The organism is Paenibacillus sediminis (genome assembly GCF_017873765.1).
Classification (GTDB): Bacteria; Bacillota; Bacilli; order Paenibacillales; family Paenibacillaceae; genus Paenibacillus_AG; species Paenibacillus_AG sediminis.
Genome location: NZ_JAGGKP010000001.1, coordinates 644803 through 659378 on the forward strand (window position 1 = coordinate 644803; position 14576 = coordinate 659378).

The window sequence follows — 14576 nt, forward strand, 5'->3', positions numbered from 1 at the left end:
CTTCAAGTCTGGAAGCTGCTTTTCGTTGCTATGGTTATGAATTCTGACGGAATACGAGGCGGATGCTTACAAAGCATTTTTCCTTCGGAGTAATTTGAGGAGGGGATTTCATTTGGAAAAAGTAGACATTTTCAAGGACATAGCTGAACGTACCGGGGGGGACATTTATCTCGGAGTCGTAGGCGCTGTCCGCACTGGTAAGTCAACATTTATCAAACGGTTCATGGAGACGATTGTGCTTCCGAACATTAGCAACGAGGCAGATCGTGTCCGAGCAGTAGATGAGCTTCCGCAAAGTGCTGCGGGGAAAACAATCATGACTACAGAACCGAAATTTGTACCTAACAATGCGGTGCGAATTAGAGTTGCAGAAGGTTTGGAAGTCAATGTACGCCTTGTGGATTGCGTTGGATATGCAGTGAATGGTGCCAAAGGATATGAGGATGAGAACGGTCCGCGAATGATTTCAACACCATGGTTTGAAGAGCCGATTCCTTTTCAGGAAGCCGCTGAAATTGGTACTCGTAAAGTGATCCAAGAACACTCGACTTTAGGCGTTGTCGTAACGACAGATGGCACAATCGCTGAGATCGACCGATCTTCATATGTCGATGCTGAAGAAAGAGTCATTGCAGAGCTTAAGGAAGTAGGTAAGCCGTTTATTCTCGTCATCAACTCCACACGCCCTCGCAGCGAAGAGACACAACAGCTTCGCAGTGAGCTTGCCGCTAAATATGATATTCCGGTGATGGCTCTAAGTGCCGCGACGATGACAGAAGAAGATGTAACTGGTGTTCTTCGTGAAGTGCTCTATGAATTCCCAGTGCATGAGGTGAACGTCAATTTGCCGAGCTGGGTAATGGTGCTGAAAGAAAACCACTGGCTGCGCAGCAACTTTGAGAACTCAGTTCGCGATACAGTGAAAGATATTCGTCGTTTGCGTGATGTGGACCGTGTCGTATATCAATTTATGGATTATGATTTCATTGACCGCGCTGCTCTGTCCGGTATGAATATGGGTCAAGGTGTTGCTGAAATTGACCTCTACGCACCAGATGAACTATATGACCGCATCTTAGTGGAAGTCGTCGGCGTTGAAATACGAGGCAAGGACCATTTGCTGCAATTAATGCAAGAATTCTCCCATGCGAAGCGGGAATATGATCGGTTCGCGGAAGCGCTCGAGATGGTCAAGACGACGGGATACGGCATTGCAGCTCCTTCTCTTGCTGAAATGGCTTTGGATGAACCAGAGCTTATTAGACAGGGCTCAAGATTCGGAGTTCGCTTAAAGGCGACAGCTCCTTCCATTCATATGATTCGTGTCGATGTGGAATCTGAGTTCGCGCCGATTATTGGAACAGAGAAACAAAGTGAGGAATTGGTTCGTTATTTAATGCAAGATTTTGAGAACGATCCGATTAAAATTTGGGAGTCTGACATTTTCGGAAGATCGCTCCATTCCATTGTGCGCGAAGGGATTCAAGGTAAAATCGCAATGATGCCGGATAATGCACGTTACAAACTTCAAGAGACTCTCGGCCGCATTATTAACGAGGGCTCTGGCGGACTCATCGCGATTATTCTCTAATATAATCTCAAAAAAAGAGAGTGAAGGTATCTTCATTCTCTTTTTTCATGCTTCCACCACAACATATTAGTTGAAAATAAAGTACTGGTGTATTACTATAAATTTGTTCGCCTACAGCTGCTAAGTCGTTATTTTCCTTAGTAGAACGTATATTTTCAGGCAAATCGGAAACACAGAATAACAATCAACTATATTTAAATGGATTGGGGAGGTGAAATAACAATGAATAAATCTGATTTGGTAGCACAAGTAGCAGAAGCTACAGAATTGTCCAAAAAGGATGTAACGAAAGCGGTAGATGCAGTATTCGAAGCGATTTCAACTGCACTTCAAAACGGAGATAAAGTACAACTTGTCGGATTTGGCAATTTCGAAGTCCGTGAACGTTCTGCACGTAAAGGACGCAACCCGCAAACGGGTGAAGAAATCGAAATTCCAGCTAGCAAAATTCCGGCTTTTAAACCGGGTAAAGCACTGAGAGACGCAATTAAATAACGATTTCTACATACTCGAATATGTAAAGAAGACCGTGACTGCTATAGTTCACGGCCTTTTTTATGAAACTAGAATTATATATCTTCATCGTGCAATTCATGATGCGTCCTGGCCTGTTCATCTGTATAAGCAATTAAAATAATAGGTTGTCCTGTCATTTCGCGTAATTTCTGCTCATATTGCTGCAGCTCTGTTAATTCAGACTGCTGTAAATGAGCTGGCTGGTAAGCCATATCAAACATCTCCCTTGGTTATAATACTAAGAATAGTATGGGTTAGTTGACATTGACCTATTCTTTTTGCATCATTAGGGATAGAAAAGGTGGGAGGATCAAATCGAAATGGAAAACACGAACCATGATGATTACATCGTTGTAAAAGCGAAAGAACAAGGCGTTCAGGTCATTGGATTGACCCGTGGTCAAGATACACGCTTTCACCACACTGAGAAATTAGACAAAGGTGAAATACTGATTGCGCAATTTACAGATCATACATCCGCGGTTAAGATTCGGGGCAAAGCTAGAGTGATGACTAAGCACGGCATTATTGATACGGACGAATAGAAATTGCAGGCATAGCCTGCTTTTTTTCGTTGTACAATGAAGTATGGAGCCGTAGATTGGCGCTCACACTATAAGAAAAGGTTTCAGAAGGGGGATTACCCATGAGACGATGGGGGCTGTTTGCCGCTGCTTGCATCATAACCTTTGGACTGGTGGGAATTATGACGCTCGTGTCTGCCTTACATACTCGTACAACGATTGCTCGCTCTGAATATGCTGTTTTCTCTGCGCAAAAACCAATTAACCTCACTGAAACGAATCTTGTCGATTATTTAAGTGAGCTTCCGCTAACGCTTCACATTCGCAGTGTAGATTGGCAATCTTCTATTCTTGCTGTTGATTTGGAAGTGACGAATCCAGAAGTTGTGCCAAAGGAAATATATAATAACATGTATGAAATCATTCATTTTAGCATCGATAAATCGGCAAATGTGAATCGCTTAATGATTCGATTTGTTGCCAAAGATAATTGGACCGGAGCAAAGCATTTGCTCCTTGCGGCCGATGTTCGGCGGGGGGATTTCTCTTCAGATGCACTTGATGAGCTGCGCAGTATAAAAAGCAGTTCTCTATCTGAAAACATCACGAGGACATTTCACGTCTCAGAAACGAAGCTGTGGCAAAGCCGATTTGGGCAAGGAGATTCGTGATTAAACCGTGCGTGTAAAAAAAACATATGATATAATAAATAAGATTGTGACAAACAATTTGTTTGTTAGAAAGTAATGGCTCGGAGGCGCAGGATGAAACCATATCGTATACATCAATTGGCAAAAAAATATGTCGATTATGACATGATTCAAAAACATACAGAATTACCGGAATTTCCGGATACGCGGGTTCGCTTGCTATATACATTTTTAAATAAAGAATCAACTTCGAGCAATGGTGAAATATATGCCCTGGCAACTTCATTAGTGCAAATTGCGCTTGATACTCATGATATGATTGATATAGATACAACTCAGCAAGGAGAGCGAGAGATGCGATCTCGTCAGTTGAAAGTGCTTGCTGGGGATTATTTGAGCAGTCGTTTTTACCAAATTTTATCACAGAATGAGCATATAGAGATTGTCTCGCTTCTTAGCAGCGCTATTTGTGAAGTAAATCGCATGAAAATGAATTTGTATCACAAAATGAAGCATTTGCTTCTGACTGGCGAAGAATATTTGCGGGAATGTGTACAGCTGAGAATGCAGCTGTTTATTTCTTTTACTCCGTTATTGGACAGGGTAGACCATGCGCTCTGGAACAATCTGCTTCATGAATTAACGAATCTTGAAGTGGTTGCTCACGAAATGAAATCGAGTAGTAGTGCAGCAGCGGTGAGCCGAGGATACGCATTCTGGCATATTCTTGAAGCTGGCAATGCTGATGAACGGGAAGCGATTAAACAATCCAATTTGGATGCGAATCATTGGAAAAAGATGCTCGTTAAATACTCGGTTACAGATCAACTGATGGAGAAACTGCGTCAGTCTGTTTCACGTGTACAACATATATTGCAAGATCTAAGCAGTGATAAGCTTCTTCGTGAGCTTGATGCGATCGTTGAACCGTTTGTTTCGCTGCTGAAAGTGAATAGTCCTGCGTTAAAAGAAGGGTAAGGTGGAAATTGGTGCAGAATAATATTTCTAAACCAAAAGAAAAGGAACAATTTGTGCATTCCGTATTTGAGAGCATTGCACCGAAGTACGATTTGATGAACGACATTCTTAGTTTCAGACGTCATAAAGCATGGCGTAAGTTTACGATGCAGCGTATGAGCATGCGCCCAGGTGATACGGCGATTGATCTTTGCTGCGGAACTTGTGACTGGACCGTGAGTATGGCTAAAGAAAGCGGAAGCGGCAAAATTGTCGGACTGGACTTTAGTGAGAGCATGCTTGATGTAGGGAGAAAGAAAATTAGTGAACAACAATTAGAAGACCAAATTACGCTCGTTCAAGGAAACGCAATGTCGCTTCCTTTCGATGATAACACTTTCGATTATGCAACGATTGGCTTTGGACTTCGCAATGTTCCTGATTTACATCAGGTTCTGCGCGAAATGAAGCGCGTGGTCAAGCCTGGCGGGAAAGTCGTTTGCCTTGAGTTGTCCAAACCGACTTGGCAGCCTTTTAAAGGAATTTATTATTTCTATTTTCAGAAAATATTACCGATGTTGGGGAAATTACTTGCAAAACGTTACGAGCAATATAAGTGGTTGCCGGAATCATTAATCCAGTTCCCGGGGCGCGAACAATTAGCACAAATTTTTAGAGAAACCGGTCTTACGGATGTACAAGCTTATCCTTTGACAGGTGGTATCGCTGCACTACATATTGGGACCAAGGAGATTTAAGCATGTTTAAGAAAGTTCGTATTTTTCTAGAAATGATAAAGATTGAACATACGCTGTTTGCTCTTCCATTTGCCTTTATGGGTGCGATTCTAGGTTCTGTGGTTGCAACCGGCCATTTGCCTTCATGGGCTCAAATTGGCTGGATCCTCATGGCGATGTTCGGAGCAAGAAGCGCAGCGTTTGGACTAAATCGATTAATAGATCAACATATTGATAAAAAAAATCCGCGCACGGCGAATCGTGCCATTCCAGCTGGACTTCTTAAAGCCGGCGAGGTCATCATTTTTATTATGATTTCATTTGCTTTATTAGTGTGGGCTGCGCTCGAACTTGATCCATTAGCGCTTAAACTGATGCCAATTGCGGTCTTTTTCCTAGTTATTTATTCATACACCAAACGTTTTACATGGCTCTGTCACGTCGTACTCGGTCTGACCATTGGGCTTGCACCGCTTGGCGGCTGGGTTGCTGTAACAGGAGAAATCGATTGGGCGGCAATTATATTTTATTTAACAGTAGCTTTGTGGACGGCAGGTTTTGATGTTATTTATGCGTGCCAAGATATTGAGTTTGACCGGCAAGAAGGTGTGCATTCGATCCCAGCTCGATTTGGGCTTAATAAAGCGCTTAAAATTGCTCAAGGGTTCCATGTGCTAACTGCGATCGGATTTATTGTCCTATGGTTAACGACTCAGTTAAGCTGGTGGTACTTAGCTGGGATGATCATTGCTTATATTATTTTGTTCTATGAGCACTATATTGTAACTCCGAACGACCTCAGCCGGTTGCAAACTGCATTTTTCACGATGAACGGTGCGCTTAGTATCGTTGTATTCCTCTTTACATGGATTGATTTGGTGGTGCAGTTAGGCTAATGGAGACGACGGTTAAAAAAGGCTGGGTTGTGGGCATTACTGGTGCTAGCGGTTCGATCTATGGCGTTCGTTTAACTGAAGTATTGTTATCGATGGGATATACGGTTCATCTAGTTATTTCTAACGCGGGATGGAGAGTTCTGAAAGAGGAGCTGCAGTGGAACACTACGAACCGTGATGATGTATTGCAAGACAAATTTGGCGGTTATCCTGGAACGTTCAAGTATTATCCTGTATCGGATATTGGAGCCTCTATTGCAAGCGGCTCTTATCTGGTAGAAGGGATGATTATCATGCCTTGTTCCATGGGCACGTTGTCAGCTATCGCGAACGGATCATCAGACAATTTGATGACTCGCGCGGCTGACGTGATGCTGAAGGAGGGACGGTCCCTTGTCATTGTGCCGAGGGAAACGCCGCTTCATGCCATCCATCTAGAGAACATGCTGAAGCTGGCTAGGTTAGGTGTACGGATTATTCCAGCAATGCCTGCCTTTTATTTTCATCCGAAAAGCATGGAGGATCTCATCTCCTTCTTGGTTGGCAAAGTTCTGGACAATGTCAATATCAGTCACGATTTGTTTACCAGATGGGGGGATCAAAATGCGCAGCGAGGCGAACAAAATTAACGAAGTTACAATTGGTAAAATCAACTATACAAATGCATGGCCGGTTTTTTATCATTTCAATCCTAATATGATAGACACAAAAATTCGAATAGTTACCGAAGTTCCGGCGATTTTAAACCGGGGAATGTTAGATGGTTCCATTCAAATCGGGGCCCTCTCTTCCTTCGCCTATGGTGCGGGATCAGATCGGCTTATTCTTTTGCCTAACCTTTCAGTCAGCAGTGATGGTGAAGTGAAATCTATTTTGCTGTTCTCTAAGAAACCGATCGAGTCTGCCGTGAATGGTGTCATTTCCTTAACAAACACATCTGCTACATCCGTTAACCTTCTCAAAATTATTATTGAAAAAATATATGGCGGACATCCAACTTATCACGTTAGTGAGCCTCACTTAGAGTCGATGCTTGCAAATAGCGATGCTGCTCTGCTTATTGGAGACAATGCCATTCGGGCGTCTTGGGAAGATAAGGGCTACGTCGTTACAGATTTAGGCGAAGTATGGAAAAAGTGGACAGGTCTCGGCATGACATTTGCCGTGTGGGCGGTCAATAAACAGTTTGCATTAGCCAATCCTGAAGTAGTGGGTGCAATAGCGAAGTTATTTGAACTGAGTAAGAAGCAAAGCTTAGACAATTTAGAGCCGATCGTAGAACAAGCTTGCAGAGAGATCGGTGGAGATTCGACTTACTGGCGTCAATACTTTAACAATTTATGTTATGATTTTAGCAGCAAGCAGCAGAAAGGACTTGCATTGTACTACCGATATGCGTTTGAACTGGGACTGCTGCCTCACAAAGTGACAATGGAACTATGGAATGACAATATGGTGACACAGGTGACAGAATGAAACAATTAGACATGTTCGGCTTATTAAAAAAAGATATGCAGTATATAGAAGAGCAGCTATACGCCAGTATCGAGGGAGACCACGAGGAGTTAGGCGAGACATCGCTTCATTTGCTGAAAGCAGGCGGTAAACGGCTGCGACCAGTATTCGTGCTGCTTGGCGGGAAGTTCGGACAATACGATCTTAATAAATTAGCGCATGTTGCTATACCTCTAGAACTTATACATAGCGCATCTCTTGTCCATGATGATGTTATAGACAATGCCGAGACTCGGCGGGGGCAGCTTACGGTAAAATCGAAATGGGATAACCGAGTTGCGATGTATACGGGCGACTACTTGTACGCAAAAGCGCTCATGATGGCAACGAAACTGAAAAATCCTCAAATTCACCAAATTCTTTCAAAAGCCATGGTTCAAATGTCCATTGGTGAAATGGAGCAAATCCGTGATTTCTTCAACACCGAGCAAAGTGTACGCAATTACCTGCTCCGTATTCGTCGGAAAACTGCTCTGTTAATTGCAATCAGTTGTCAGCTTGGTGCGATTGCAGCAGATGCAGAGCCGCGTGTATGCAATCTGCTGTATCGATATGGTTACAATGTAGGAATGGCTTTTCAAATTCGGGATGATTTGCTCGATTTGCGCGGAACAGAGAAGCAGCTTGGTAAACCGCCTGGCAGCGATATGAGACAGGGGAACATCACATTGCCTGTTATTTATGCTCTTCAGGATCCAAAGATGCGAGGTTCTGTACTGGCTGAAATTTCACGGATTCGGAGCATGAAGGGGGAGGCAGATGTGTCACAGGCAGTAGCATTGGTCGTTTCCAGCCCTGGAATTCAAAAGGCAGAAGAGCTCGCTGACCGATATATTGCTAAAGCGTTGAAAGCGCTAGACTTGCTGCCTGATCAAAAAGTAAAAAAGAATTTGCGTGATATCGCACATTTCGTCACTAGAAGAACGTACTAATCTTAACCATACGTATCATTTCTGGTAAAATAGAACAAGCATCAAACTACTGATGATAATTGGAGAGTGACTTTAAGTGGAACGAACATTTTTAATGGTGAAGCCTGATGGTATTCAGCGTGGTTTAATTGGTAAAATCATCAGTCGTATGGAAGACAAAGGATTTAAAATGATTGCTGGTAAACTGATGTTTGTCAGTGAGGAACTAGCCAAAGTCCATTATCAAGAACATGAAGGAAAACCTTTCTTTGAGAAGCTCGTTAATTTCATAACATCGGGTCCTGTCTTTGCTATGGTATGGGAAGGGGACGATATTATCGCTTTGTCTCGTAATTTAATTGGGAAAACAAACCCGAGCGAAGCGATGCCTGGTACTATTCGCGGCGATTTTGCGTCACATGCAACATTTAATCTGATACATGGATCGGACTCTAAAGCAAGCGCTGACAGGGAGATCGGTATTTACTTTACGCCCGAGCAATTGCTGAGTTACGATAAATCGATCTCGCCATGGATATGAATCGGACGTTTTTAGAAGAGGTCAATGCTGCACGTGACGGACTAACGCCTGATCCCGACTATACAGACTTCATCCGAAAAGTTAAAGACAAAACAGGAATCGACTTAGCTCAATACAAAGAAGCGCAAATGAAGCGCAGATTAACGACGCTTCGTACGAAGCACGGGTATAACTCGTTTGCTTTGTTCTTTGATGCTATGATGGTTGATAAATCATTATTTAATGAGTTTTTGGATCGAATGACGATTAACGTCTCCGAATTTTGGCGTAATCCGAATCGGTGGGAAGTGCTCCGTGATATTATTTTGCCTGAACTTATTAAGGAAAAGCGCCGGCTAAAAGTATGGAGTGCAGCATGTTCAACAGGAGAAGAGCCGTATACGCTGGCAACGATTCTTGATGGCCTGAATCTTCTAAATGACAGTTCGATATTAGCTACAGACATTGATGTAGGCGCAATCGAGAAAGCGAAGCAAGGACTGTATTTGGAACGTTCTCTTAAGGATGTGCCGCCAGATGTTGCAGCGAAATATTTTGCACCTGAGGGGTCTTTATACCGAGTTAGCGACACTCTGAAGAAGTCCGTAAACTTTCAGAAGCAAAATTTACTGCTGGACTCTTTTGATACTGGCTTCGACCTTATTGTATGCCGAAATGTCATGATTTATTTTACAGAAGAAGCGAAACAGATGCTCTATCATAAATTTGCAAAAGCACTTCGCCCTGGCGGCGTCCTTTTTGTAGGAAGTACAGAACAAATCTTTACACCGAGCCAGTATGGGCTTGAAACGTCTGAAACATTTTTCTATCGTAAAACTGCAAATCACGTATAATGCCTTCCTCTTTTTGCCACACTACATAGTGAGATATGAGTGGAGGGTCAGCATACATGGACAAACGAAAAGTGATTGCCGCTTATCGGCGAGGATTTATTACGATCCAAGAATGTGCGCAAATATTAGGTGTTGAATCGGCACAATTGAGCAAATTGATGGATCAGCCGGAGAAAAAAGAGCGGCCGTTTCCGTTCAGAAATCAATCGGTGAATGAATAAGCTTCGCGGTATTTAGGTAACTGCTTATAAGAAGGCACGCCATTTTTTGCTTCTATAGCAAATTACAGTCGTGCTTTTTTTATTATGTTCTTGTTTCTTGTCAAACCCGAAGACCTATACTATAATGAGCAAAGATAAAAGCGGATTTTAGCCATTTAAAGTTTAACAGTTTAAAGGGGGAACGCATCATGAGTTTACGTTATTTAACCGCAGGGGAAACGCACGGTCCCCAACTGACTGCAATTATTGAAGGATTGCCTAGCAATATGAAGTTGGATTTTGACGCTTTGAATTTCCAGCTTCAGCGCCGCCAGAAAGGGTATGGGCGGGGACGCCGGATGCAAATTGAGAAGGATACAGCTCAAATTGTGGGCGGGGTTCGCCATGGGTACACCACGGGTGCTCCTGTCGCTGTAGTCGTCGAAAATAAGGATTGGACTCATTGGAGAAATATTATGAATATTGAGCCGATTGAAGGCTCGGATGAAGAGAAACGACGTGTACATCGCCCGCGTCCAGGTCATGCTGACCTGAACGGCGGTCTTAAGTACAACCTGAAGGATCTCCGAAATGTGCTTGAACGTTCGAGCGCGCGTGAGACGACTGTACGTGTAGCTGTTGGTGCAATTGCACGTCAATTTTTGGAGCAATTCGGTATCAAAGTAGCAGGCCAGGTCATTCGAATTGGAGAGATCGAAGCGCCTCCGCACAATTTGTCTATCGATGAGCTTATTGAAGCGACTGAAGCTTCATCTGTTCGTGTTGTTGATAAAGAAACTGAGAAGAAAATGGAAGCATACATTGACCAAATTAAACAGGAAGGCGACTCGATCGGCGGTATTGTGGAGTGTATTGTCGAGGGAGTTCCGATCGGGCTCGGAAGCCATGTGCAATATGACCGTAAGCTTGACGGACGCATCGCTCAAGGCGTTATGTCTATCAATGCATTCAAAGGCGTTGAGATCGGTATTGGATTTGAAGCTGGCAAGCTTCGCGGATCTCAAGTTCACGATGAGATTTTGTATAACGAGAAAGACGGTTTTACACGCGCGACGAATCGCTTAGGCGGTTTTGAAGGAGGTATGACGAACGGCATGCCGATTGTCGTTCGCGGCGTGATGAAGCCGATCCCTACACTCTATAAGCCGCTGCAAAGTGTAGATATCGATACGAAAGAACCGTTTACAGCTCAAGTGGAACGTTCCGATGCGTGCGCAGTGCCAGCAGCGAGTGTCGTCATGGAGCATGTCGTCGCATGGGAAGTAGCTAAAGCGTTCCTTGAGAAGTTTGGCGGAGATTCGATGGAAGAAATTCGGGCGAACTATGAAAATTACAAAGCCCAATTGGAGCGGTACTAATGAGAACATTAACCGTTGAATTAGGCGAACGTTCATATCCAATCTATATCGGCCAAGGCTTGCTTCAAAATATTGCTTCTTTCTTTGAGAAGCATCAAATAACGAAGAAGAGCCCGCTGTTTATTATTACCGATACACATGTGGCGCCGCATTATTTGAATGATGTGGAGACGAATCTTCACAAGGCTGGATATACTGTTATATCGGCCGTTGTGGAATCCGGAGAACAGTCGAAGTCGCTAGCGGTATATGAACAAATGATGACTAAAGCGATTGAGGCGGGCCTCGATCGCAGTTCGACCGTTATCGCTCTTGGCGGCGGGGTTGTAGGCGACTTGGCTGGATTCGTCGCTGCGACTTACATGCGAGGAGTCCGATTCGTTCAAATTCCGACAACGATATTGGCCCATGACAGCAGTGTTGGCGGGAAAGTCGCCGTCAACCATCCTTTAGCTAAAAACATGATCGGCGTTTTTCATCAACCTGTTATGGTGCTGTATGATACAAGTACACTGCAAACATTACCGATTCGTGAAGTAAGAGCTGGCTTAGCTGAGATGGTTAAGCATGGTCTTATTTGGGATGAAGCCTTTGCAAGATGGTGTGATCAGCATGCGGAGGATTTACTCGCGCTTGACCCAGAGACGCTGGCCTATGGGTTAGAGAAAGGCTGCTCCATTAAGGCGCAAATTGTATCGCGAGACGAGCGTGAAAATGATTTGCGGGCGATACTCAATTTAGGTCACACTTTAGGTCATGCGATTGAAGCGACTGCGGGATACGGTGAGTTTCTGCACGGGGAAGCGATATCGATCGGAATGGCGGGAGCAGCGCTGCTTGCTGTTCAATTAGGTGCGGATCCCTCCCTTTATACAGAAACGAAACGCATTTTGGAACGCTTCGGTCTGCCGACTGTGATGCCTAAACATTTGGATACAGACCAGGTGATGAATGCGATGATGCATGATAAGAAATTCAAAGAAGGCAACATGGTATATATTGTGCCTAAAGCGATTGGGCAGGTTTACATTGATACAAATATGAAAGTGTCTGCTGTTCGCAACATGGTTGAGCGATTGAAGGAGGGGGACATCCATGTATAGTCGGGGAATAAGAGGTGCGACAACCGTTCAGCACAATGATGAGCAAGAAATATTGAATGCAACGGTTGAAGTATTGGAAGAGATCGTAAGACGTAATGAGATTGAACCTGAAGATATTGGCTATGTCTGGATTACGATGACAACAGACCTGGATGCAACGTTTCCTGCTAGAGCCATTCGCCAAATGAATGGATGGGAACTTGTTCCGCTGATGTGTTCTGTGGAGATTCCCGTCAAAGGAAGTCTGCCTAAATGCATAAGACTCATGGTTCAAGTAAATACGGACAAAACGCAGAAAGAAATGAAGCATGTGTATTTAAACGAAGCGAAGAAACTTCGCCCGGATTTAGCGACACCAGCCTCCTAAATAGTTAATTGCAATTGTCAAAGAGAGTAAGTTTGATGTATACTGGTGTTAGTAGTTTAGCTGAGTAGAGATTAGTTGAGATTAGGTTAGCTGAGTTGAGCCATTGCAACAATAGAATCAATTTTTAGGTACGAAAATCATCGGAATTAGGATCGGTCTATTTGCCGTCCCTTTGCGTTTGTTTTTTGTATCTACACTAACTCGGAAATCCTTAATATGACTACGAACCTCTACCTTAGCGGTAGAGGTTTTTTTGTTTGTTCACATATCAAATTCAAAATGAAGGGAGCCTAGCAATGACAACTCCAAGCGTAGAGCAGGTCATTTCACTCTCACGTGATTATAACCTGATTCCGGTTGTTAAACCGTTGTTAGCAGATATGGAAACGCCGATTCGTATTTTTGGGCGTTATGCCGAGCGGGATCGAGCATTTTTATTAGAAAGTGTAGAGGGCGGTGTGCAATGGGCGAGATATTCGTTTATCGGCACGGACCCATTCCTTATGATTCAAGGGAAGCGCGGCCATATTGAAATCGAGGTTGACGGAGAGAGAAGAACGCTGCAAGGCAATCCGCTTGAAGAGCTTAAAGCGATACTTAGAAGCTATCGCAGTCCTAAACTCCGGGATCTGCCGCCATTTCTAGGGGGAGCGATTGGGTTCTTTGGATATGACCTGCTTCAATATTATGAGAAGCTCCCAGCACATGCGGTAGACGATCTGAACATGAACGATATTCAGTTTATGTTCTGTGATCAGATCATCGCGTTTGACCACGTCAAACAACAAATACTGCTTGTAGCGAATGTACATGTTAAGCCAGGTGATCGGGATGAGGACATCAAGGCTTCCTATGAAGAGGTGCTTCGCAAGCTTGAAGAAACAGCAGAGATGCTCCATGAGAAGAGTCCGCGAGAACATATTAACAGTCGTCCGATTCCAGCTGACGTGGACTTGGGCGAGATTCAGTCGAATATGACCAAAGAGCAATATAAGCGTAATGTTGAGCAAGCGCAGGAGTATATCAGAGCCGGCGATATTTTCCAAGTCGTTCTCTCACAGCGGTTCCATATTGAAACGGAAGTTTCTCCGCTGCATGTATACCGCGTTCTGCGCACGATGAACCCATCGCCTTATATGTACTACTTGAAAATGGATGACGAAATTATTGTTGGAACATCACCAGAAGCACTCGTGAAAGTGGATGGTCAGCGGGTTAAGACGAAACCGATTGCCGGAACGCGGCCAAGAGGCGTTACTGAGAGCGAAGATACGCTTCTTGCTGAAGAGCTGATGAAAGATGAGAAGGAAAGAGCTGAGCATCTGATGCTGGTTGACCTCGGACGGAATGATATCGGCAAAGTATCGGAGTTCGGCTCGGTGAAATGTGATTCCTTTATGGAGATCGAACGTTACTCACACGTTATGCATTTAGTATCCAGCGTTTCCGGCAAGCTGAGAGACGATAAAGATTTCTTCGATGCTTTCCTTTCCTGCTTGCCAGCTGGTACGGTATCTGGTGCTCCGAAGCTTAGAGCCATGGAAATTATAGCGGAAATGGAGCGGGAAGCTAGAGGAGCTTATGCTGGGGCGATCGGGTACTTAGGTTTCTCGGGCAATATGGACGCCTGCATTACGATTCGGACCATTATTTTCAAAAATGGCAAAGCATACGTGCAAGCAGGGGCTGGCATTGTGTGGGATTCAGTTCCTGAGAAAGAGTATCAGGAGACGGTTAATAAAGCGAAAGCCATGCTGAAATCGATCCGTATGGCTGAGCAGATTTTCCCTCCAGCAGTTCACAAGACCGATGACGTCATTAATCAAGACTACTTGTACGAATATAGATCTTAATCT

Annotated in this window: 18 protein-coding genes; 17 read left to right on the forward strand and 1 reads right to left on the reverse strand. The window is 43.9% G+C overall.

From position 1 onward, the window contains the following. Positions 1-112 precede the first annotated feature (112 nt). Together spoIVA and J2Z20_RS03115 are read left to right on the forward strand one after the other, a co-directional pair. Entirely contained in the window at positions 113-1591 is a 1479-nt protein-coding gene (gene spoIVA, locus J2Z20_RS03110; protein WP_209845267.1) for a stage IV sporulation protein A, read from the forward strand. A 222-nt stretch (positions 1592-1813) separates the two neighbouring features. Continuing rightward, the gene (locus J2Z20_RS03115) at positions 1814-2086 is read left to right on the forward strand and encodes an HU family DNA-binding protein (RefSeq protein ID WP_209845268.1); all 273 of its coding nucleotides are present in this window, start codon (positions 1814-1816) and stop codon (positions 2084-2086) included. Between the two features lie 74 nt (positions 2087-2160). Here the strand turns inward: J2Z20_RS03115 and J2Z20_RS03120 are convergent, their stop codons facing one another. Then, the gene (locus J2Z20_RS03120) at positions 2161-2319 is read right to left on the reverse strand and encodes a hypothetical protein (protein WP_209845271.1); all 159 of its coding nucleotides are present in this window, start codon (positions 2317-2319) and stop codon (positions 2161-2163) included. Positions 2320-2427: 108 nt separating this feature from the next. Between J2Z20_RS03120 and mtrB the strand changes: the two genes are divergently transcribed. From mtrB to trpE, 15 genes are all read left to right on the forward strand, one after another. Further along, the gene (gene mtrB, locus J2Z20_RS03125; protein ID WP_209845273.1) at positions 2428-2652 is read left to right on the forward strand and encodes a trp RNA-binding attenuation protein MtrB; all 225 of its coding nucleotides are present in this window, start codon (positions 2428-2430) and stop codon (positions 2650-2652) included. Between the two features lie 101 nt (positions 2653-2753). Further along, positions 2754-3302: a hypothetical protein gene (locus J2Z20_RS03130; RefSeq protein ID WP_209845275.1), complete on the forward strand. Its 549-nt coding sequence runs from the start codon at positions 2754-2756 to the stop codon at positions 3300-3302. Between the two features lie 93 nt (positions 3303-3395). Beyond that, complete coding sequence (locus J2Z20_RS03135) at positions 3396-4259, forward strand: heptaprenyl diphosphate synthase component 1 (RefSeq protein WP_209845278.1); 864 nt, start codon at positions 3396-3398, stop codon at positions 4257-4259. Between the two features lie 11 nt (positions 4260-4270). Then, positions 4271-4996, forward strand: a complete 726-nt coding sequence (locus tag J2Z20_RS03140; RefSeq protein ID WP_209845279.1) for a demethylmenaquinone methyltransferase — start codon at positions 4271-4273, stop codon at positions 4994-4996. 2 nt (positions 4997-4998) lie between these two features. After that, entirely contained in the window at positions 4999-5871 is an 873-nt protein-coding gene (locus tag J2Z20_RS03145) for a UbiA-like polyprenyltransferase (protein ID WP_209845280.1), read from the forward strand. Further along, complete coding sequence (locus tag J2Z20_RS03150; RefSeq protein WP_209845282.1) at positions 5871-6500, forward strand: UbiX family flavin prenyltransferase; 630 nt, start codon at positions 5871-5873, stop codon at positions 6498-6500. Before J2Z20_RS03145 ends, J2Z20_RS03150 begins: the two co-directional genes overlap by 1 nt. Then, entirely contained in the window at positions 6475-7347 is an 873-nt protein-coding gene (locus J2Z20_RS03155; RefSeq protein WP_209845286.1) for a menaquinone biosynthetic enzyme MqnA/MqnD family protein, read from the forward strand. The genes J2Z20_RS03150 and J2Z20_RS03155 overlap by 26 nt, the downstream gene beginning before the upstream one ends. Beyond that, a complete protein-coding gene (locus tag J2Z20_RS03160) occupies positions 7344-8318 on the forward strand; it encodes a polyprenyl synthetase family protein (protein WP_209845288.1) in 975 nt (324 codons plus the stop codon). Before J2Z20_RS03155 ends, J2Z20_RS03160 begins: the two co-directional genes overlap by 4 nt. Positions 8319-8394: 76 nt before the next feature. Beyond that, the gene (gene ndk / locus J2Z20_RS03165) at positions 8395-8838 is read left to right on the forward strand and encodes a nucleoside-diphosphate kinase (protein ID WP_209845289.1); all 444 of its coding nucleotides are present in this window, start codon (positions 8395-8397) and stop codon (positions 8836-8838) included. Next, the gene (locus J2Z20_RS03170; RefSeq protein WP_209845290.1) at positions 8829-9671 is read left to right on the forward strand and encodes a CheR family methyltransferase; all 843 of its coding nucleotides are present in this window, start codon (positions 8829-8831) and stop codon (positions 9669-9671) included. The genes ndk and J2Z20_RS03170 overlap by 10 nt, the downstream gene beginning before the upstream one ends. A 56-nt stretch (positions 9672-9727) precedes the next feature. After that, positions 9728-9892, forward strand: coding sequence for a hypothetical protein (locus J2Z20_RS03175; RefSeq protein WP_209845292.1), 165 nt, complete (start codon positions 9728-9730; stop codon positions 9890-9892). A 188-nt stretch (positions 9893-10080) separates the two neighbouring features. Next, positions 10081-11250: a chorismate synthase gene (gene aroC / locus J2Z20_RS03180; RefSeq protein ID WP_209845295.1), complete on the forward strand. Its 1170-nt coding sequence runs from the start codon at positions 10081-10083 to the stop codon at positions 11248-11250. After that, the gene (aroB, locus tag J2Z20_RS03185; protein ID WP_209845298.1) at positions 11250-12353 is read left to right on the forward strand and encodes a 3-dehydroquinate synthase; all 1104 of its coding nucleotides are present in this window, start codon (positions 11250-11252) and stop codon (positions 12351-12353) included. The genes aroC and aroB overlap by 1 nt, the downstream gene beginning before the upstream one ends. After that, positions 12346-12720: a chorismate mutase gene (gene aroH, locus J2Z20_RS03190; protein WP_209845301.1), complete on the forward strand. Its 375-nt coding sequence runs from the start codon at positions 12346-12348 to the stop codon at positions 12718-12720. The genes aroB and aroH overlap by 8 nt, the downstream gene beginning before the upstream one ends. A 296-nt stretch (positions 12721-13016) precedes the next feature. Continuing rightward, positions 13017-14573 carry an anthranilate synthase component I gene (trpE, locus tag J2Z20_RS03195; protein WP_209845303.1) on the forward strand — a complete coding sequence of 519 codons (1557 nt, stop codon included), beginning with the start codon at positions 13017-13019 and terminating at the stop codon, positions 14571-14573. The last annotated feature ends 3 nt before the right edge of the window (positions 14574-14576 follow it).